The organism is Streptomyces sp. NPDC001970 (assembly GCF_053594115.1).
On record NZ_JBSFDW010000019.1, the window covers coordinates 104482 to 122920 of the forward strand.

The 18439-nt window shown below is 73.3% G+C and carries 17 protein-coding genes; 7 read left to right on the forward strand and 10 right to left on the reverse strand.

Annotation, left to right across the window (positions count from 1 at the left end):
• Window positions 1-70: 70 nt before the first annotated feature.
• The 8 genes from ACWCP0_RS23035 to ACWCP0_RS23070 all read right to left on the reverse strand — a co-directional run bounded on the left by ACWCP0_RS23035 (window position 71) and on the right by ACWCP0_RS23070 (window position 7423).
• Entirely contained in the window at window positions 71-1162 is a 1092-nt protein-coding gene (locus ACWCP0_RS23035; RefSeq protein ID WP_451080686.1) for a HAMP domain-containing sensor histidine kinase, read from the reverse strand.
• Window positions 1159-1902, reverse strand: coding sequence for a response regulator transcription factor (locus ACWCP0_RS23040; RefSeq protein WP_451080687.1), 744 nt, complete (start codon window positions 1900-1902; stop codon window positions 1159-1161). The genes ACWCP0_RS23035 and ACWCP0_RS23040 overlap by 4 nt, the downstream gene beginning before the upstream one ends.
• A gap of 84 nt (window positions 1903-1986) precedes the next feature.
• Entirely contained in the window at window positions 1987-2724 is a 738-nt protein-coding gene (locus ACWCP0_RS23045; protein ID WP_451080688.1) for a spermidine synthase, read from the reverse strand.
• A 39-nt stretch (window positions 2725-2763) separates the two neighbouring features.
• Window positions 2764-3366, reverse strand: coding sequence for a hypothetical protein (locus ACWCP0_RS23050; protein WP_451080689.1), 603 nt, complete (start codon window positions 3364-3366; stop codon window positions 2764-2766).
• A 94-nt stretch (window positions 3367-3460) separates the two neighbouring features.
• Entirely contained in the window at window positions 3461-4789 is a 1329-nt protein-coding gene (locus ACWCP0_RS23055) for a hypothetical protein (RefSeq protein WP_451080690.1), read from the reverse strand.
• A complete protein-coding gene (locus tag ACWCP0_RS23060; RefSeq protein WP_451080691.1) occupies window positions 4786-5547 on the reverse strand; it encodes an ABC transporter ATP-binding protein in 762 nt (253 codons plus the stop codon). Before ACWCP0_RS23060 ends, ACWCP0_RS23055 begins: the two co-directional genes overlap by 4 nt.
• The gene (locus tag ACWCP0_RS23065) at window positions 5544-6830 is read right to left on the reverse strand and encodes a zf-HC2 domain-containing protein (protein WP_451080692.1); all 1287 of its coding nucleotides are present in this window, start codon (window positions 6828-6830) and stop codon (window positions 5544-5546) included. Before ACWCP0_RS23065 ends, ACWCP0_RS23060 begins: the two co-directional genes overlap by 4 nt.
• Window positions 6827-7423, reverse strand: a complete 597-nt coding sequence (locus ACWCP0_RS23070) for an RNA polymerase sigma factor (RefSeq protein ID WP_451080693.1) — start codon at window positions 7421-7423, stop codon at window positions 6827-6829. Before ACWCP0_RS23070 ends, ACWCP0_RS23065 begins: the two co-directional genes overlap by 4 nt.
• A gap of 139 nt (window positions 7424-7562) precedes the next feature.
• On the opposite strand from ACWCP0_RS23070, the gene ACWCP0_RS23075 reads away from it, so the two are divergent.
• Window positions 7563-8471: a rhomboid-like protein gene (locus tag ACWCP0_RS23075; protein ID WP_451080694.1), complete on the forward strand. Its 909-nt coding sequence runs from the start codon at window positions 7563-7565 to the stop codon at window positions 8469-8471.
• Here the strand turns inward: ACWCP0_RS23075 and ACWCP0_RS23080 are convergent.
• A complete protein-coding gene (locus tag ACWCP0_RS23080) occupies window positions 8450-9106 on the reverse strand; it encodes a GNAT family N-acetyltransferase (RefSeq protein WP_451080695.1) in 657 nt (218 codons plus the stop codon). The two genes, ACWCP0_RS23075 and ACWCP0_RS23080, sit on opposite strands and share 22 nt — an antisense overlap.
• A gap of 131 nt (window positions 9107-9237) precedes the next feature.
• Here ACWCP0_RS23080 and lon point away from each other — a divergent pair, with 131 nt between their 5' ends.
• Window positions 9238-11640 (forward strand): endopeptidase La, encoded by a 2403-nt coding sequence (gene lon, locus ACWCP0_RS23085; RefSeq protein ID WP_451080696.1) that lies wholly within the window; start codon window positions 9238-9240, stop codon window positions 11638-11640.
• 541 nt (window positions 11641-12181) lie between these two features.
• Entirely contained in the window at window positions 12182-12676 is a 495-nt protein-coding gene (locus ACWCP0_RS23090) for a MarR family winged helix-turn-helix transcriptional regulator (RefSeq protein WP_451080697.1), read from the forward strand.
• 83 nt (window positions 12677-12759) lie between these two features.
• Here the strand turns inward: ACWCP0_RS23090 and ACWCP0_RS23095 are convergent, their stop codons facing one another.
• Complete coding sequence (locus tag ACWCP0_RS23095; RefSeq protein WP_451080698.1) at window positions 12760-13551, reverse strand: hypothetical protein; 792 nt, start codon at window positions 13549-13551, stop codon at window positions 12760-12762.
• A 378-nt stretch (window positions 13552-13929) separates the two neighbouring features.
• Here ACWCP0_RS23095 and ACWCP0_RS23100 point away from each other — a divergent pair, with 378 nt between their 5' ends.
• Genes ACWCP0_RS23100 through ACWCP0_RS23115 form a run of 4 tightly spaced genes read left to right on the forward strand, consistent with a single transcriptional unit; the run spans window position 13930 to window position 18425 of the window.
• Window positions 13930-16902, forward strand: coding sequence for a nitrate- and nitrite sensing domain-containing protein (locus ACWCP0_RS23100; protein ID WP_451080699.1), 2973 nt, complete (start codon window positions 13930-13932; stop codon window positions 16900-16902).
• Window positions 16899-17387, forward strand: a complete 489-nt coding sequence (locus ACWCP0_RS23105; RefSeq protein ID WP_451080700.1) for a roadblock/LC7 domain-containing protein — start codon at window positions 16899-16901, stop codon at window positions 17385-17387. The genes ACWCP0_RS23100 and ACWCP0_RS23105 overlap by 4 nt, the downstream gene beginning before the upstream one ends.
• Window positions 17387-17797 carry a DUF742 domain-containing protein gene (locus ACWCP0_RS23110; protein WP_451080701.1) on the forward strand — a complete coding sequence of 137 codons (411 nt, stop codon included), beginning with the start codon at window positions 17387-17389 and terminating at the stop codon, window positions 17795-17797. The genes ACWCP0_RS23105 and ACWCP0_RS23110 overlap by 1 nt, the downstream gene beginning before the upstream one ends.
• On the forward strand, window positions 17778-18425 hold the full coding sequence (locus ACWCP0_RS23115) for a GTP-binding protein (protein ID WP_451080702.1): 648 nt from the start codon (window positions 17778-17780) through the stop codon (window positions 18423-18425). The genes ACWCP0_RS23110 and ACWCP0_RS23115 overlap by 20 nt, the downstream gene beginning before the upstream one ends.
• Window positions 18426-18439 lie beyond the last annotated feature (14 nt).

Here is an 18439-nt window from a genome sequence, read left to right on the forward strand (position 1 = left end):
GCTACGGCCCCGTGGCCCGCACCCCTGACTGCCCACATGCAACGTGTGGGACTCCGGTTCGAACCTTACGTCAACCGCGCCGCTGAAGGACTCCCGGAAGAGTGACCTGTATCCGGCAGCCACGTGCCGATTCGGCCACGCCGATGCGCCCGCCGTGCAGCTCCACTGCCCAGCGCGCGATCGCCAGGCCCAGGCCCGTACCCCCGTCGCTGCCGGGGCCGTGCGGGGACGGGACACTGCCGCGGTTGAAGCGCTCGAAGACCTTGTGCCGCTCCGACTCCGGGATACCGGGACCCTCGTCCAGGACCTCCAGGTCCAGCGACTCCGCCTGCGTGCCGCGCCGGGCCCGTACCGTGACCCGGCCGTGCGGCGGGGAGTGCTTCACGGCGTTGTCGATCAGATTGGCCACCACCTGGTGCAGCCGCTCGGCGTCCGCGTGCGCCGTCAGCTCCGGCGGGGACACGTCGAGGTGCAGATGGACGTCCTTGCGGGTGTGGCTGCCGGAGCCGGAGGAGAGCCCGCGCCGCGCGGCGGCCAGATTGGCCTCCTTCAGCACGCCCGACAGGTAGGGCCACACCTCGAAACGCCGTGCCCGGAGTGGTACCACTCCGTTGTCGAGCCGTGACAGATCCAGCAGGGTCTCGACGAGCCGGCTGAGCCGCTCGGTCTGTTTCAGCGCCGTGCGCATCGTCTCCGGGTCGGCGGCGGAGACGCCGTCCACGACGTTCTCCAGCACCGCGCGCAGTGCCGCGATGGGGGTGCGCAGCTCGTGGGAGACATTGGCGACCAGCTCCTTGCGGTGCCGGTCCACGGCCTCGAGGTCGTCGGCCATGCGGTTGATCGTGTTCGCGAGGTCGCCGAGCTCGTCGCGGCGGTCGGCGCCGCTCACCCGCCGCGTGTAGTCACCGTGGGATATCGACTTGGCGACGGTGTTCATCTCATCCAGCGGTGCTGTCAGGCCGTGAGCCACGAACTGTGTGATCAGCAGGGTGGTGATCATCGCGAAGACGGTGATGTAGCGCAGCTCGGCCCCGGTCCGGAAGGCGACCAGCGCCAGACCCGAGGTGATCAGCACCGACACCACGACCAGGGCGCCGAGCTTGGTCTTGATCGAGATCTCGACCGACCCCAGCTCGGACCTGAGCCGGCTCAGCCGGCTCATGGCGCCGGGCTCTCCAGCGCGTAGCCGACGCCGTGGACGGTACGGATCCGCTCGGCGCCGATCTTGCGGCGCAGCGCCTTGATGTGGCTGTCGACCGTACGCGTGCCGGACGCGTCCGCCCAGTCCCAGACCTCCGCGAGCAGCTGCTCGCGCGAGAGGACCGCACGCGGTGTGTTCGCCAGGCAGACCAGGAGGTCGAACTCGGTCGGGGTGAGATGCACGTCCTCGCTCTTGACGCGGACCCGGCGCTGCGCGTGGTCGATCTCCAGCTCGCCGAGCCGCAGAATCCCGCTGCGCGGCGTCACGGCGGCCAGCGCCGCCCGCTCCACCCGGCGCAGCAGGACGTGCACGCGCGCGGCGAGCTCGCGCATCGAGAACGGCTTGGTCATGTAGTCGTCGGCGCCGACACCGAGCCCGACCAGCATGTCGGTCTCGTCGTCGCGGGCCGTGAGCATCAGGACCGGCACCGGCCGCTGCGCCTGTACCCGGCGGCAGACCTCCAGGCCGTCGAAGCCGGGCAGCATCACGTCGAGGACCATCAGATCCGGCTGCCAGGCCTCGGCGGCGTCGACCGCTGCCGGGCCGTCCGTCGCCGTCTGGACCAGGAAGCCCTCCGCGCGCAGTCGCGCCCCGATGGCCTCCACGATGGTGGTGTCGTCCTCGACCACCAGCACCCGGCGCTGGGCACTTGTCGTCGCGTAAGACGACGCGCCGTTGCTGCTGGTGTGTGTCTGCTCCATCGCCCCGCCCCTGTCGCGCACTGCGAGCTGCGTGTAGATCCGAGTGTCAGGTCAGTCAGCGTAAAGGCATCGATCGGCTCCCGGCTACGCAGGGCGAACAGCGAGATGGACCACGTCCGGTACGCCTCGGGCAACGTGGATCTCTTCGGTCCTTACCCCGCTGAATCCGGCATTCCGCAATGACTCCTCGAAATCGGCGGAGGGCTGGGCCGACCACACGGCGAGCACTCCGCCGGGCCTCAACCTCCGTGCGCAGGCGGCCAGTCCGGCAGGTGAGTACAGGGATTCGTTGTCCTCGGTGACCGTCCAGCCGGGGCCGTTGTCGATGTCGAGGCAGAGCGCGTCGTACGTTTCGGAAGTGTCAAGGACGTACGCGACGAGGTCCGTGCGAAGAATCACGGTCCGTGGGTCGGCGAGCGCGTCGGCGGAGATCGCGCGGAGCGGCCCTGTGCGATGCCAGTCGATGACCGCCTGCTCGCGCTCGACGACGGCGATCCGGCCCCAGCCGGGCTCGGCGGCGGCATGGGCCAGCGAGAATCCGACCCCGAGGCCGCCGATGAGCAGGGCGGGCGGGTCGGGGACCGGGTCCGAGGGCGGATCCGGGCGGTCGGCCAGGGCCCGCGCTGCGGCCTCGACCAGCAGCCGCTCCGAACGGCCGTCCGAGGTGTCCATCAGAAAACAGCCGTTGGCGATGATCTCGTGCACGGGCCGGCCGTCAGGACCGCCCCGCTCGCGCAGGACGACCTCGCCGTACGGTCCTTCGCGCCGGTCGAGCGTGCGGGGAGCCGTGTGGGGAGCCGATACATTGCTGGGCAGCACCATGAACTGCAGGTTATCGAGAGCCCTCCGGCAGGCGCGGCGCTATGCCTGCTCCGGACGGGCCCCGCGCCACGCGTACAGGGCGACCCCGGCGGCGTACGTGGTCAGGGCCACGGCCCAGGCGGCGCCCTGCGGACCGGGCTGCATCGGCCACGCCCACACGGCCGCCGCGCCGCCCGGAACCTGCGGCGCGGACACGTACACCGTGCTCAGGTACGCCGTCATGGGCAGCCAGCTGAGACGGGCGCCGAGCAGGACGGCCGCGGCCGCCGTCACCCCGGCCGCGCCGAGCAGATTGCGCACCATCGCCGGGGCGCCGAACTGATCCGGATGCCCGGGCACCGAGAGCGCGAGCAGCAGCCCCGCGAGCACGGTCGGTCCGACGACCAGACAGACCCGACGCGCCCACCAGGGGCGCACGGCCGTGCGGTCCAGCTCGTCGGAGTGCGTGAACAGTCCGGTGCCGACGGCGGAGGCGGCCAGCAGCGGGGCGAGCACGACGACGGGCACGCGCGCGGTGTGGTCGTACCCCTCGGCGGCCTGGAGGCGCCAGGCGCACCAGGCGGCGGCGAGCGCGGTCGCGGCGAGGACGGCGAGAGTGACGGGCAGGGCGCGGGAACGGGCGTACAGCACAGGGAGGTTCACGGGAGCGGCATCTCCTCCGCCTTGCAGCGGTCCGCGGCGAGGACGGCGAGAGTGACGGGCAGGGCGCGGGAACGGGCGTACAGCACAGGGAGGTTCACGGGAGCGGCACCTCCTCCGCCTTGCAGCGGTCCGCGGCGAGGTAGCGCGTGAGATAGGTGCGCGCCTCGGCCGGGGACTTGGCTTCGAGCCTGGTCAAGTGCTCCTGCTCTGCGGGGCCGATGTACGGACCCTGGCCTTCGGCGGTGGACAGCCACGCGAACACGGCGCTGTTGACCGCGGAGGCCCGTTCCCAGTCCGGTGCGTCGTAGTCGCTCTGGGCGCACGTCTGGGACAACAACGCGCCGACCCCGTTGGCGGCGTAGGCGTCGGGGCTGGTCAGCTTGCCGCGTATCGCCTCGAACGACGGGCTCGGGAGCGCGAGGTCACCGGCTGCCCGCTCGCCGGGCCCCGCCACCCATCGGGTGGGGGCGCCCGGGATGCCGCGCAGCCGCGCGTTGAGCCCTGCGAGCGCGGCCGAGGCCTCGGGCAGCAAGTGCCGTTCCGCGTACGGCAGGCACACCTGCGGGGTGCCGTGGTCGCAGACGCGACGCATGGCTTCGGGATCGGGGCGCCACAGACCGTCGCCGGTCTGCGCGATGAGCACGGCGGCGGCGCAGGCGGCGGTGAGCGGTACGAGCGCGGTGGTACGGCGCCGGGCCGCGTACGCCAGCAGCGCTGCCGCGGCGAGGCCACCGGCCCAGACGATGCTCGCGGCGCCGAACCACCAGACGGGCCGGTCCCAGGCGTAGCTGTGCTGGACTGCGGGATCGAGCCAGCGGGCGCCCGCCTCGCTGTAGGAGGGACAGCCGAGTCCGACGTACGTGAGCACGGCGAGCAGCGGCGCGGTGAAGCGCCAGGCGACGAGCCGGCCGACCACGAAGCCGAGCGTGCCGAGGGAGGCGAGGGTCACGGCGTCCGCGGCGACCAGTGCCAGATGCGGACCGTCGCCGCCGGCGTACGGCCAGGTCGCGAGCAGACAGCCGGTGGCGGCGACGAGATACCCGGCGGCCGGCCAGAGGGCTGCGGGGGTGGCGGCGACCAGGGTCCGGCGCAGCGGACCGCGGGGCAGCGAGCCGAGCCAGGCGCTGGTGCGGCGACGGCGTTCCCGTCCGCCGTGCCAGCAGCCCGCGGCGACGGCGAGCGGCCCGCAGAGCAGCGCGGCCGCGATGCGGAGCAGATCGGTCGCGTCGGTCCAGTGGTTCTGCCAGCCCCCCAGGTATCCGGCCTTGGAGTACATGGCGAACGCGACGACAGCGGTGGTGGCCGCGCCGGTCCAGGGGCCGACTCCGCGTCGCAGCTCGGTGAGGAGGGGGCGGGGGAGGCGCGGGCGCGATGCGTGCGCGCCTTCCGGGGAGGGGGCATCGGAGGCCACGACCGCGGTCATCGGAGGACTCCCGACCTGTGGGCCTGCAGCGCCGCCGTGTAGCCCCGCTCGATGGCGTTGGCCGCATCGTCCGCCGAGTCCCTGCCCAGCGCGGTGAGTTCGGCGGTCGTCCCGCGGTAGGCCATCCGACCCGCGTCGAGGAGGGTCACCTCGGAGCAGGCGGCGGCGACGTCCTCGACGAGGTGGGTGGAGACGATCACGGTGGACGTGGTGCCCACGTCGCGGAGCAGTGCCCTGAACTCGACGCGCTGCTCCGGATCGAGACCGGCGGTCGGCTCGTCGAGCAGCAGCAACTCGGGTTCGTTGACGATCGCCTGGGCGATGCCGACGCGGCGCACCATGCCGCCCGACAGCGACTTCACCTTGGCGTCGATCCGGTCCGCGAGGCCCACTCGCCCGACCGCGCGCTCCACCGCGGCCGCGACCCGCACGGGGTCCATCTCCTTGAGCCACGCCACGTACGCGACGAACTCCCGGACGGTGAAGCCCGGGTAGCAGCCGAACTCCTGCGGCAGATATCCCAGCCGGCGCCGGATCTCCACACGGTCCCGCTGCGCGGCGGCGTCGCGGCCGAGCAGTTCCACCCGCCCGGTGGCCGGCGCGGCGACGGTCGCCAGGACCCGGATGAGCGAGGTCTTGCCGGCGCCGTTCGGGCCGAGGAGCCCGTGCACGCCGGTGCCGAAGGCGAGGCTCACTGTGTCGAGGGCGACGGTTCGGCGGTGCCGGACCGTCAGCTCGCTGACGCTGACCGTGTTCACAGATTCCCCCAGTGTCCGAAGGACGGATAGTCGAACGCCCGGCGGCGCAGGGCGAGCAGCCCGGCGCACACCGCGGCGGCCACGGCCCAGGCGGACTGGACCGCGGCCCCGGAGACGTACGGGCCGACACGGGCGGTGAGTTCGGCGGCCGGTGCGGCGAGCAGCCGGCCGGTCACGAGCGCCGGACCGACGGCCGCGGACAGCCATCCCGCGGTGACCACTGCGGCGGCCGCGCGGCAGCCCACGTACGAGCCGAGCGCGAGTGCCGCGAGGGTGAGCGCGAGTCCGGGCAGCAGCCAGGCGGCGGCGCCCGGCATCCCGGCCCGGCCCGGCAGCACGGCCCCCGCGACGGTCAGCAGCGGCACGCTCACGATCAGCACCGTGGCGGTCCGTGTCAGCAGCAGCCGCAGCCCGCCCGACGGTGTGGACGCGGCGATCTCGTAGAGCGGGTCCACGCGCCGCCCGTACGACAGCGCCACCCCGGCGAGGGGCACCACGGGCGCCACGGCGGCGAGCAACGGCCGCGTCCCGGCGAACCCGGCCCCGTACCCGAGCCCCACGGCCCCCACGACCACCAGCCCGAGCGCCACCAGCCACGCCTCGTGCAGTGCGGGCCCGGCGGCCCACATCCTGCGCGCGACCGCCCGGGCACCCCGGACGGCACGCCGCAGCTTCGTTGCCGTGCTGGTGCTGGTGCAGGGGGCGTCCTGCGTCGCGGGTGCGAGCCGAGCGGGCCGTCGGGCTTCGCGCGGCCGGGGCTCTGTGCCGTGGTGCGCCGTCGGCGGGCCGGAAGAGCCGCGCCGCCCGCGCGCAGGGAGAACCGGCAGGTCACGCATACGACGGGCGGTAAGGGCCGCTGCCCACGTCCGTCGGCGCGCCGCGTCACCGTCGGTACCCGGCGCCCCGGTCTTCGCGGGCCTCGCACGCCGTGTGGGCCTCAGACGTCCTCTGGACTTCTCGAACTTGTCGGGCTTCTCGCCCACAGGTCGAATCGTGCCGTCGGCCGCCGCGGCCGTATCGTGCTGTCCGGCCTGACCGCGGTGATCGCGGGCGTCTGCCCCAGCCGTGGCCGCCTGCGTCAGGACCGCCGTGCGGACCGCGTCCAGCAGCGCGGCCGCCGGCGTCGCGCGGACCGCGGCGGAGACGCGTCCGGCGCAGCTGCCGCAGGACTCGACGTGCTTCTCCACGGACCAGGCGTCCGGTTCGGGGAGCGCGCCCGTGGCGTACCGGGCGGCCAGGGCGTCGGTCACGTGCCGGGCGCGGGCACGGTCGGGCGCGGTCATGCGGTGCCTCCCAACGGGTCGGTGCCGGGCGCCGGACGGGCGAGCGTGGCGCGCAGCTCGCGACGGGCGCGCTGGGCGCGGGTCTTGACGGTGCCCTCGGGTATGCCGAGCAGCCGCGCGGTCTCACGGGTCGTCAGCCCGACGATGACCGTGGCGCGCAGGACGTCCCGCAGCTCGGGCGAGATGCGGTCGAGCGCCGCGCCCACGTCGCCGTGCTCCAGCCCCGCCAGCACCCGGTCCTCGGCCGACGGCACGGCCGCGACGGGCAACTGCTCGACCGGGGCGGGTTCGTCGGCCCGCCCCCCTGCGCGGCGCCGGGCGTCGACCAGCCTGCGGGCCGCGATCACCCAGAGCCAGCCGCCCGCCTCGCCGCCGCGGTGCGATCCGGCGGACCGCCAGGCGGTGACGAAGGTGTCCTGCAGGACTTCCCGTACGGTCTCGGGATCCGCGCACCGGCGCGTCAGCCGGGCGTGCAGCCAGCCCGCGTGCCGGTCGTACAGCGTGGCGAGCGCTTCCGAGTCCCCGTGTGCGACGGCACGCAGCAGCGCCGCGTCGTCGTCCCGGTCTGCCCCCGTGGGGCGCAACAGTCTCACGACCTCTCTATCGCACGGGGCAGTGCGATCGGTTCACGGGCGTGCGGGCTGCCCGGTGTGGCGCGGACCATGGACGGGGCGAGCGGTGATCGCGTTGGCTGGGCGGGGTCGAAGGCGTCGATCGAAGGAGCCTCACGCGGTGCAGCGGCTCGAGTCGGACGAGTTGGGTGGGCCGGACGCGCCGGACGCGCCGGACGCGCCGGATGGGCCGGATGGGCCGGACGCGCCGGACGCGCCGGACGCGCCGGATGGGCCGGATGGGCCGGACGCGCCGGACGAGCCCGTCGGGACGGCCGGTTCCGGCCTGCTGGGCGGCATCCCGCGCCGGCGGACCCCCTGTTCGTCCTCGCCCGTGGTCCCGCCTCTGTCGCCGCCTGCAGGCGACGGAACGTCCGCGCCGTCACGCCCCACCCCGTGGCGGCGGCTCGCTCGTCTCCTCCCCACCCCGACCGGGACGCCGTTCACCTTCTGGTACGGGTGCGTCCTCGTCGTGACGTCGGTGTACGCGGAGTACGGCGATCCGGCCACCGTCTCCGCCCTGCTCCGTGGCTTCAGCACCGATGTCGCCCACCTCGCCTCGACCCCGCTGCTCGTGCTCGTCGCCAGCGCCCTGTGGGTCGCGGGCGGGCCGACCTCCGCGTACGCCGTCGGATTCGTGCTCGTCCTCACCGCCCTGGAGCGGCGGATCGGGGCCTGGCGCACGGCCGCCGTCTTCCTGGGCGGGCATGTGGCGGCGACCCTCGCGACCGAGATCCCGGTCGGACTCTCCGTCATGGCCGGGCAGCTGCCCGAAACCTCTCTGCACCGCCTCGACTACGGGATCAGCTTCGGCCTCCTGACCTGCGTCGGCGCGCTGGCCGGGCTCCTCACACCGATGGCACGGACCGTGCTCGTCGGATGGGTGTCGGCCGTGCTGCTGGGCGACCTCCTGGCGTACGAGGACCCGCTCACCGACTGGGGCCACCCGCTGGCGCTCCTGGCGGGAGTGCTGAGCATGCCGGCCGTGCGCCGGTGGGCACGGGTGCGTCAGGGTGCCTTGGGGTCGTAGTACACGCTGACCAGCGGCGCGACCACCCGCCACCCCAGCGCCTCGTACAGCGCCCGCCCGTCGGGCGTCCCGCCCAGCACGCCGGTCGTGGCGCCTTCCTCGACCGCGGCGTTCTGGAGCGTACGCATCACCAGGCTGCCGAGGCCCTTGCGCCGGTGCTCCGGGGCGGTCTCGATCTGATCGACGACCGCGGGTCGCGCCGGTCCGCCCCGCGCGATCTGCCCGCGGGCGGCGAACGCCCCGTCGTCCGTCGTGACCAGGGCCTTCGTCACACCCCCGTGCGTCCACGTCCGCAGCCGGTGCCCTGCCGGTCCGGCGCCGGGCTCCTCGCGGCGGAGCTCCGCCGTCATCAGGAACCCGGGCTCGTCGGGAGTCCAGTCGGGCCCGAGCAGGTCCAGGACCTTCTCCGGATCCTCGAACACCTTGAGCCAGCAGCCGGGCGTCCGGGCCGTCCCGGCGACCTTGCGGACCGCCGACTCACTGCCGTCGGTGAGGACGTGGCGGGTGGTGTGCAGAGGCAGCCCGACGTCGATCGTGAAGCCCCAGGGCTCGGCGACGGGCTCCGCCGCACCTCGCGACACGACCCAGCCGTCCACCCAGGCGCGTAGCGTGTTCGTAAGGGATGCATCTGTCATGCGCTTATTACATCGGCTGCTCACGGGAGACGGTACGCGTGATCGCTCACAGCGAACATCGCCCGGGGAACATCTCGTCGCCCTTCTGCATTGAGTCGGCATAGCTCAACTTGACTGCCGAAGGGGAGATCATGGCTTCGACGTCCACACCGCTCACTCTGCCTGTGCTGCCGCTCGACGACGAGGTCGTGCTGCCCGGGATGGTGGTACCGCTCGACCTGTCCGACGCCGACGTACGGGCCGCGGTGGAGGCCGCCCAGGCCGCCGCTCGGTCACAGCCGGGCAAGCCGAGGGTGCTGCTCGTGCCGCGCATCGACGGGACGTACGCCGCGACCGGCGTGCTCGGCACCGTCGAGCAGGTCGGCCGGCTCTCGGACGGCGACCCGGGTGCCCTGATCCGCGGCCGCAGCCGGGTGCGCATCGGCGCGGGTACGACCGGACCGGGCGCCGCCCTCTGGGTGGAGGGCACCGGCGTCGACGAGACCGTGCCGGACCCGCTGCCCGGGCACGTCACCGAGCTCGTCAAGGAGTACAAGGCACTCGCCACCGACTGGCTGAAGAAGCGCGGAGCCTGGCAGATCGTCGACCGCGTCCAGCAGATCGACGACGTCTCGGCCCTCGCCGACAACTCCGGCTACTCGCCGTTCCTGACCACCGCCCAGAAGGTGGAGCTGCTGGAGATCAGCGACCCGGTCGCCCGGCTCAAGCTCGCCACCGAACAGCTCCGCGAGCACCTCGCGGAGCAGGACGTCGCCGAGTCCATCGCCAAGGACGTCCAGGAGGGAGTCGACAAGCAGCAGCGCGAGTTCCTGCTGCGCCGCCAGCTCGAGGCCGTGCGCAAGGAGCTGCGCGAGCTCAACGGTGAGTCCGAGGGCGACGAGTCCGACGACTACCGTGCCCGGGTCGAGGCGGCCGACCTCCCGGAGAAGGTCCGCGAGGCGGCCCTCAAGGAGGTCGAGAAGCTGGAGCGTTCCAGCGACCAGAGCCCGGAGGGCTCCTGGATCCGCACCTGGCTCGACACCGTCCTCGAACTGCCGTGGAACGAGCGCACGGAAGACGCGTACGACATCCAGGGCGCGAAAGCGGTCCTGGACGCCGAGCACGCGGGCCTGGACGACGTGAAGGAACGGATCACCGAGTACCTGGCGGTGCGCAAGCGGCGCGCCGACCGGGGGCTGGGCGTGGTCGGCGGGCGGCGCGGGGGCGCGGTTCTCGCGCTCGTCGGCCCGCCCGGCGTGGGCAAGACCTCGCTCGGCGAGTCCGTCGCGCACGCGATGGGGCGGAAGTTCGTCCGCGTCGCGCTCGGCGGCGTACGGGACGAGGCGGAGATCCGCGGCCACCGGCGTACGTACGTCGGCGCGCTGCCCGGCCGTGTCGTCCGCGCCATCAAGGAGGCCGGGTCGATGAACCCGGTGGTCCTGCTCGACGAGATCGACAAGGTCGGCTCCGACTTCCGCGGCGACCCGGCGGCGGCGCTGCTGGAGGTCCTCGACCCGGCGCAGAACCACACGTTCCGCGACCACTACCTGGAGGTCGAGCTCGACCTGTCCGACGTGGTCTTCCTGGCCACGGCGAACGTCCTGGAGGCCATCCCGGAGGCCCTGCTCGACCGGATGGAGCTGGTCAGGCTCGACGGCTACACCGAGGACGAGAAGGTCGTCATCGCCCGCGACCACCTGCTCCCGCGCCAGCTGGAGCGGGCGGGGCTGGCCGACGGCGAGGTCACCATCGAGGAGTCCGCGCTGCGCAAGCTGGCGGGCGAGTACACCCGTGAGGCGGGCGTACGGAACCTGGAGCGGGCGGTCGCGAGGCTGCTGCGGAAGGTGGCCGCCCAGCACGAACTGGACGACCGGGAGCTGCCGTTCGCCGTCGGTGCGGGCGATCTGCGCGGGCTGATCGGCCGGCCGCACCACGTGCCCGAGTCCGCCCAGGACCCGGCCGAGCGCCGGACGGCCGTGCCCGGCGTGGCGACCGGGCTCGCGGTGACCGGCGCGGGCGGCGACGTCCTGTACGTCGAGGCGTCGCTGGCCGACCCGGAGACGGGCGCGGCGGGGCTGACCCTGACCGGTCAGCTGGGTGACGTCATGAAGGAGTCCGCGCAGATCGCGCTGAGCTTCCTCCGCTCGCACGGTGCTGAGCTGGAGCTGCCGGTCGCCGACCTCAAGGACCGGGGTGTGCACATCCACTTCCCGGCGGGCGCGGTGCCGAAGGACGGCCCGAGCGCGGGCATCACGATGACGACGGCGCTGGCGTCGCTGCTGTCCGGGCGGCAGGTCCGCACGGATGTGGCGATGACCGGTGAGGTGTCGCTGACCGGGAGGGTGCTGCCGATCGGCGGCCTGAAGCAGAAGCTTCTGGCCGCGCACCGGGCCGGGATCACGACCGTCGTGATCCCCAAGCGGAACGAGGCGGACCTGGACGACGTCCCGGCGGAGGTCCTGGACAAGCTGGACGTCCACCCGGTGACGGACGTCCGCCAGGTCCTGGAGATCGCCCTCTCCCCGGCGGAGGTCCCGGTCCCGGCGGCGGCCTAGCCTCCCGGGGGCTCCTGCCCCCGCGTCCCCCGCGTCCCCCGCGTCCCCCGTGCGCCCTGCGCGCGGGGGACGCGGGGGTTTCCGGTCCCGGCCGGGCGGCCCGGGTGTCCGTCCTCAAGCGCCGGACGGGCTGGGCGTGCGCGACGGGTGCCGTGTGGTGGGCCGGTGTGTCCGTCCTCAAGCGCCGGACGGGCTCCGGTGGAGCGCCCAGCCCCCGCGCCCGCCAAGGCGTAGGGGACGGCGTCCGGGGCGGAGCCCCGAAAACTCGGCCCCGCGCTGGGGGGTTCCCCGCAGGGGGGATTGCGCCCGGCCCTGGGGGTTCGGGGGCGGAGCCCCCGCAACCGCGGCTGGGTCGGAGTCCCGGTTCGGGAAGGGGCGGGGTGGGCTCCGCCGCGGGGGGCGCTGTGCACGGAGATCCGTCGGCGGAAGAGGGGCCGGTCCCTGCCGTTGGTCTACGCCTGCGAAATACTGGACGAGCTGCGGCAACGGCCGCCGCCGAAAGAATCTTTCATCGTCGGGAAAGCGCGCGAAGGGTGCTGACGTGCACGTAAGCGGTACGGGGAGTGAAGAGGAGCCCACGGGAGGAAGTGGTGTGCACCACGAATTCCAGGAGTACCTCGCCCTGGAGCGCGAGTTGGCCGTCTTTCTGCGCCGCGCCCGTGCGAGCTCCGGCGAGATGGCCCGTGAGGTCCACCCGGAACTGGAGCCCGCGGCCTATGGACTGTTCGTACGCCTGGAGGAGTGCGGCCGGCAGCGCGCCACCGACCTCGCGGCCTTCTTCGGCGTCGGCAAGGCGACCATGAGCCGGCAGCTCCGCGCGCTGGAGGAGCTCGGCCTCGTGGCCCGCGAGCCCGACCCGGCCGACGGGCGCGCCTCGCTCGTCCGGCTCACCGACGAGGGGCTCGCCCGCTTCCGCCGTGTACGGAACGCACGGCGCGAGCGGTACGTACGGAAGCTCGCCGACTGGGACCGCGGTGAGGTCGCCGAACTCGCGCGGCTGCTCCACCAGCTCAACACGCGGGCGGAGGGCCTGTAGGACCTTCGAACCCCGGGCCCGTCACGCCCCATGGCCCGAGAGCCCCCGAGCTCCCAGGGGTCGCCCAGGCCTCTCCGGGACCCTCAGGGTCCCTCGAGCCGCGCGTACACCGCCGTCGCGTCGTCGTGCTTCTTCCAGCGCCGCGCGCCGCCCCGGGCCGCGTCCGCGCGCTCCAGCGCCCGCACCCGCTCGATCAGCCCGTGCGGCCCCTCCTTGTCGAGCAGACCCATGAGGTCCGCCCAGCCGCCCTCCTCGAAGAGGTCGGTCCAGCGGGACGCGCCGTCGGTGAGCGCCGCCACCGCCCGTACGTCCGCCCGTGGCGTACGGTCCGTGACCGCGCGCTCCGCCACCGCCGGGTCCGCGGCCGCCGTGAAGAAGCCGCCCTCCTCGTTGCGCAGGGCGTCGGTCGCGCTCAGTGACCGCAGGATCTCCCGCGGGATCCGGTCCAGCCGGTCGTCGAGAAGGGCCCGCACGGACCCGTCCGGCGACTCCAGCAGCAGGGTCGAGTCGGAGAGGACGAGCTGCTCGATCCACTCCTCGTCCCAGCGTGCGACGACGACCGTCGCCTGCGGCGTACGCACGTGAGAAAGCTCACAGGTGTCGCGGTGGGCATCCGCGGTGCGCCGGATGGACAACGCCAGAACCTCGGTCAGCGGCATATCCCACCGCGAACCGGACAGTTCGATCAATGCGCCACCGAGCCGGGCGGTGAACCACGGCACCCCGTGCACACATCCGTCGTCTCCCCTGGGAGGAGTCACCCCGTCCAGGGCCACCAGGCAACCGCCCTGGCCGGACGCGGGGAGCGCGACGGACGCCCAGTCCTCGTTGGGGCGTTCGGGATCGCCCGGCTCGGTAGCGAGTGCGAAACGCATGATCCCCAGTCTGCCCGAGCCACCACGACTCCTTCACGAAGCCCGCCAGAACGCAAAATTGGCCTGCACCACCAGGGCGACCAGCGGCTTTTGGTCGGAATGATCGACTCCGACGGGCTGCGGGCGGGCATCCTGCCAAAGCCCGCGCCGAAGTTCCAGCCCGTGTCCCGGGCGCGGCTGGAGTGGGCCCCTGGACGAGTTGTTGACCAACTCCTGAGTGTTGTTCACTCGTTCGGGTGGCGGAGTGGCCGATGCGCGTCCCCCTCTCAGCAGCGCTGGAATGGTCGTAGGCCGTACCAGGGGTGGGAGGGCGTTCTCGTGTTGTGACCGGCCGTCACCTCTGCTTCATGGGCGGACGAGTCGAGAATGTGAGCACCGGTGCAGAAGAAGCGGCCTCGGGGCAAGGGCGGAATGCCCGGTACGGCGTCTTCGGGGCGGGAGGCGTCGACGCCCGTGACCCCCGCGGGAAGCCCCACAGGGACCTCCCCGGCCGGACCGGCCTCCACCGGCACGGGACACGAGGGCCTCGTGCCCGGCGGTCGTTCCGTGCGGGTGCGCAGCAGGCTCGTCGCCGGCGTCGCGGCCGTCTCGCTGACCGTCGTCGCCGCGGGGGCCCCGGCCGTCCTCGCCGCCTCGGACGAACTGGCCGAGTCCCAGCAGCTCGTCACCCTCGCCGAACTCAACCGGCAGGCCGTCACCCTCGCGCACTCCATCGCCGACGAGCGTGACGAGGTCACCGCGTACATCGCCGCGGGCCGCGACGACCAGACGGGCCCCAAGAAGAACCGCCGGGCGGTCTCCGCCAGCCGCAGCGCCCGTGTCGACCGCCAGATCGACGAGATCCGCGGCAACCTCCCGGCCGACCACGCCGATCTGACCCGGGGCCTCGCCACCGTGCCGTCCGTCCGGCGCACCGCGCTCGGCGGCAAGGGCACCGCTCTCGAGGCGTACAAGGCGTACACCGACATCATCGCCACGCTGCACGCGCTCGCCGACGAACTCGCCGAGAGGACCCCGGCCCGCGCCTGGATGTCCCCCGGGACGGAGTCCGGGGGAGGCACGCGGGCGCCCGCCGCTCTCGGCCTCGCCGTCGAGCAGGCATCGGCGGGCCGCGGACTGCTGATCGCCGCACTCTCCGTCCCGGAACCGTCGGACGACGGCCCCTCCTACGACCCCATCACCGGGCTGCCCGTCGAGGACGAGGGCGACAAGGAGACCGAGGCCGCCCGCAACGCCCTGAGCGCCGCCGCCCAGCAGGCCCGCGTCCGCGAGCTCGCCGCGCTCGCCGACTTCGACCAGGCCGCGAGCAGCGACGCCCGCGACCGCCTCGGCGCCACCGTCACCGGCCCCGACGTCAAGACGGCAGAGGGCTATCTCACCCGCCTCACCGACCAGCCCGAGCTCTCGGAGGGCGACCTCAAGTCCAACCGCGAGAAGCTCGAGTCCTCCCTCTCCGCCCGTATCGAGCAGATGCGGGGCGTCGAGTCCGCGCTCGCCTCCGCCCAGGTCGAGCGCCTGGGGCAGCTGCGCGACGACGACGTCACCGCCCTCGAGCTGCGCATCGCCCTGCTCGGCGGCTGCCTGCTCGTCGCGGTCGGCATCTCCGCGGCCGTCGCCCGCACCCTCACCCGCCCGCTCGCGGTGCTGCGCATAGGCGCGGCCCGGCTCGCCGCCGCGCCCGCCGCCGAGGCCGAGGAGCCGGTCCGCTTCACCGGCCGCAACGACGAGTTCGCCCAGGTCGTACGGTCCCTCAACGCCCTGCACGGCAAGCTCGTCGACCTCGCCGCGCGCGCCGACCGGCTGGACACCTCGCACGACGACCTGGTGGCCACCCGCGAGGAGCTCGCCACCCAGCGCGCCGAACTCCAGGGCCGGGTCACCGAGGTGACCGAGCAGCTGGAGCAGCTGCGGAAGACCGTCGGCCACACCTTCGTCAACCTCTCGCTGCGCACCCTCGGCCTCGTCGAGCGCCAGCTCGGCGTCATCGAGAAGCTGGAGGAGCGCGAGCAGGACCCGGAGCGCCTCGCCACCCTCTTCAAGCTCGACCACATGGCCACCGTCATGCGCCGCCACAGCGAGAACCTGCTGGTGCTCGCGGGCGCCGAGCACGGGCACGCTCACGCGGGCCCGGTGCCGCTGGTCGACGTCATGCGGGCCGCGGTCAGTGAGATCGAGCGGTACGAGCGCATCACCATCCAGTCGCTGCCGCCGCACGCGCAGGTCGCCGGGTTCGCCGCGGACGACCTCAGCCACCTGGTCGCCGAACTGCTCGAGAACGCCACCTCCTTCTCGCCGCCGGACGCCCAGGTCGAGCTGTCCGGCTGGCTCCTGGAGAGCGGCGAGGTGATGCTCTCCGTCCAGGACGAGGGCATCGGCATGGCCGCCGCCCGGCTCGAGGAACTCAACGCCAGGCTCGCCGACCCGGAGCCCGCCGCCGGCGTCGACGGGGAGGGCCTGGGGCTGCGGGTGGCCGCGCTGCTGGCCCGTCGTCACGGCGTACGCGTACAGCTGCGCGAGCAGAAGCAGGGCGGGATCGCCGCGGTCGTCGTCGTCCCGCAGGCGCTGCTGCCGACCGCCCCGCCCATCGCCACGCCCCAGGCGACGCCCATGCCGGGCGACGCGCCCATGCTGAACCTGCCGGGCTCGGTCGCCGAGGCCAACTCCAACGCGCTGCCGGGCCGCCCGGCCGCGAGTGACCGGCTGATCGCTGCGGCGGAGCAGTCCATTCGCGCGGCGGACGCGGAGGAGGGGACCGAGGCCAGGACGGACGCGATGGCCGAGACCGGGAAGGCCGCGACCGGGACGGACGCGGACGCGAAGGCCGGGAACGGCCCGGAGCCCGAGCCGGCCACCGCAATGGAGCCGGCCACCGCCATGGATCCGGCCGCCGTCGCGGAGACGGCCGTCCCGGTGCTGGAGCCCGCGCCCGCACCGGAGCCGGCCACCACCCCCGAGACCACCCTCCAGGTCCGCCTCCCGCACCCCCCGCCCGAGCCCGACGCCCACGAGCGGGTCGCCGACGGCGTTGACGGTGCCGACCGTGTGGACGGCGCCGACGAAGCGGGCGACGCCGGCGGTCCTGACGTGGCCGAGCCGGTCACCGACAAGGGCCTGCCCAAGCGCACGCCCAAGATCGTCGCGCCCGCCACCCCGCTCGCGGGGGGCACCAGGACCGTCGACGCGGAGGCGCTGCGCCGCCGCCTCGGCGGCTTCCACCAGGGGGCGAAGGACGGCCGCCGGGATGTCGAGGCGGAGCTCGCCGAAACCACGCAGAACATCCGGATCGCAGTCCAGGAAGACCAGGAACACAGCGAGGAATCGGGGGACACCGTCGAGGAGGCACGCAGTTGACCGCCACCGGAACATTCGGGCTGAGCAGCGAGGCCCGCAACCTTCACTGGCTGTTGGGCAACGTCGTGGAGGAGGTCCCAGGAGTCCGCTCCGTCGCCGTCGTGTCGTCCGACGGACTCCTGCTGCTGTCCTCCGACCCGGCGCACAACTCCGCGCCCGTTCCCGCCGCCCGCGCACGCCAGGACGGCCCGCGCGGCTCCAGCGCCGACCTCGCCACCATCGTCTCCGGCATCGCCAGCCTCACCGTCGGCGCGGCCAAGCTGATGGACGGCGGCGGCGTCAAGCAGACCATGGTCACGATGGAGGAAGGCAGCGTCTTCGTGATGTCCATCAGCGACGGCTCCCTGCTCGGTGTGCACGCGACCGCCGACGTCGACATGAGCGTCGTCGCGTACCACATGGCGCTCTTCGTCGGTCGCGCCGGACACGTACTCACCCCCGAACTCCGCAGCGAGCTGCGCAAATCGTTGGAGAGCGCCCAGTGATGCCCGCCGCCCAGCCCGCCCCCCGGCTTCCCATGCGGGGAGACGGCAAACGCCCGGCCCGCGTCCGCCCGTACTCGCTCACAGGCGGCCGCACCCGCTTCGGCCATGTCCTCCTCGTCGAGACGTTCGTCGCCGCGCTCGAAGCGGCCGACGAGCGCAAGGAGCTGACGAACGGAAACCTGGCCTCCCGGGTCATGCCGGAGATGCGGGCCATCGTCGAGCTCTGCCGACGGATGCGTACGGTCGCCGAGATCTCGGCGCTGCTGAAGATGCCGCTGGGGGTCGTCCGGGTGCTGCTCAGCGACCTGGCGGACCAAGGAAAGATACGTGTGTACGGGACCGGGTACGGCGACGGCCGTCCCGACCGCGCGCTGCTCGAAAGGGTGCTGAGTGGACTCCGTCGTCTCTGACCTCCCCACCGTCGTGGAGGACGAGAACGTACAGCCCTGGCAGAACGACCGCAGCCGTGCCCCGATCGCCACCAAGATCGTGGTCGCGGGCGGCTTCGGCGTGGGCAAGACGACCTTCGTCGGGTCGGTCTCCGAGATCGTGCCGCTGCAGACCGAGGCGCTGATGACCCAGGCGAGCGAGGAGACCGACGATCTCACCGCGACGCCCGGCAAGCTCACCACGACCGTCGCGATGGACTTCGGCCGGATCACGCTCGACGACGACCTCGTGCTGTACGTCTTCGGCACGCCGGGCCAGCAGCGTTTCTGGTTCATGTGGGACGACCTGGTGCGCGGCGCGATCGGCGCGGTCGTGCTGGCGGACACGCGGAGGCTGAAGGACTGCTTCCCGGCGCTCGACTACTTCGAGAGCTGCGGGCTGCCCTACGTCGTCGCCGTCAACCACTTCGAGGGGACACCGGCCTACGAGGCCGAGGACGTGCGGGAGGCCCTGGCCGTACCTCCGCACGTCCCGGTGGTGATCATGGATGCGCGCAAGCGGATCACGGTGGTCGAGTCGCTGCTCGCGCTCGTGCGCCACGCGCTCGACGTCACCCCCGAACAGCCCCGTTCAGTCCCCGCCCCGTAACGAAAGAGCCCCGC

Excerpts from the sequence above, each read along its gene's own strand:
- ACWCP0_RS23035 (WP_451080686.1), bottom strand. The coding sequence starts at position 1,162 with ATGAGCCGGCTGAGCCGGCTCAGGTCCGAGCTGGGGTCGGTCGAGATC.
- ACWCP0_RS23040 (WP_451080687.1), bottom strand. The coding sequence starts at position 1,902 with ATGGAGCAGACACACACCAGCAGCAACGGCGCGTCGTCTTACGCGACG.
- ACWCP0_RS23045 (WP_451080688.1), bottom strand. The coding sequence starts at position 2,724 with ATGGTGCTGCCCAGCAATGTATCGGCTCCCCACACGGCTCCCCGCACG.
- ACWCP0_RS23055 (WP_451080690.1), bottom strand. The coding sequence starts at position 4,789 with ATGACCGCGGTCGTGGCCTCCGATGCCCCCTCCCCGGAAGGCGCGCAC.
- ACWCP0_RS23065 (WP_451080692.1), bottom strand. The coding sequence starts at position 6,830 with ATGACCGCGCCCGACCGTGCCCGCGCCCGGCACGTGACCGACGCCCTG.
- ACWCP0_RS23080 (WP_451080695.1), bottom strand. The coding sequence starts at position 9,106 with ATGACAGATGCATCCCTTACGAACACGCTACGCGCCTGGGTGGACGGC.
- lon (WP_451080696.1), top strand. The coding sequence starts at position 9,238 with ATGGCTTCGACGTCCACACCGCTCACTCTGCCTGTGCTGCCGCTCGAC.
- ACWCP0_RS23095 (WP_451080698.1), bottom strand. The coding sequence starts at position 13,551 with ATGCGTTTCGCACTCGCTACCGAGCCGGGCGATCCCGAACGCCCCAAC.
- ACWCP0_RS23110 (WP_451080701.1), top strand. The coding sequence starts at position 17,387 with ATGCCCGCCGCCCAGCCCGCCCCCCGGCTTCCCATGCGGGGAGACGGC.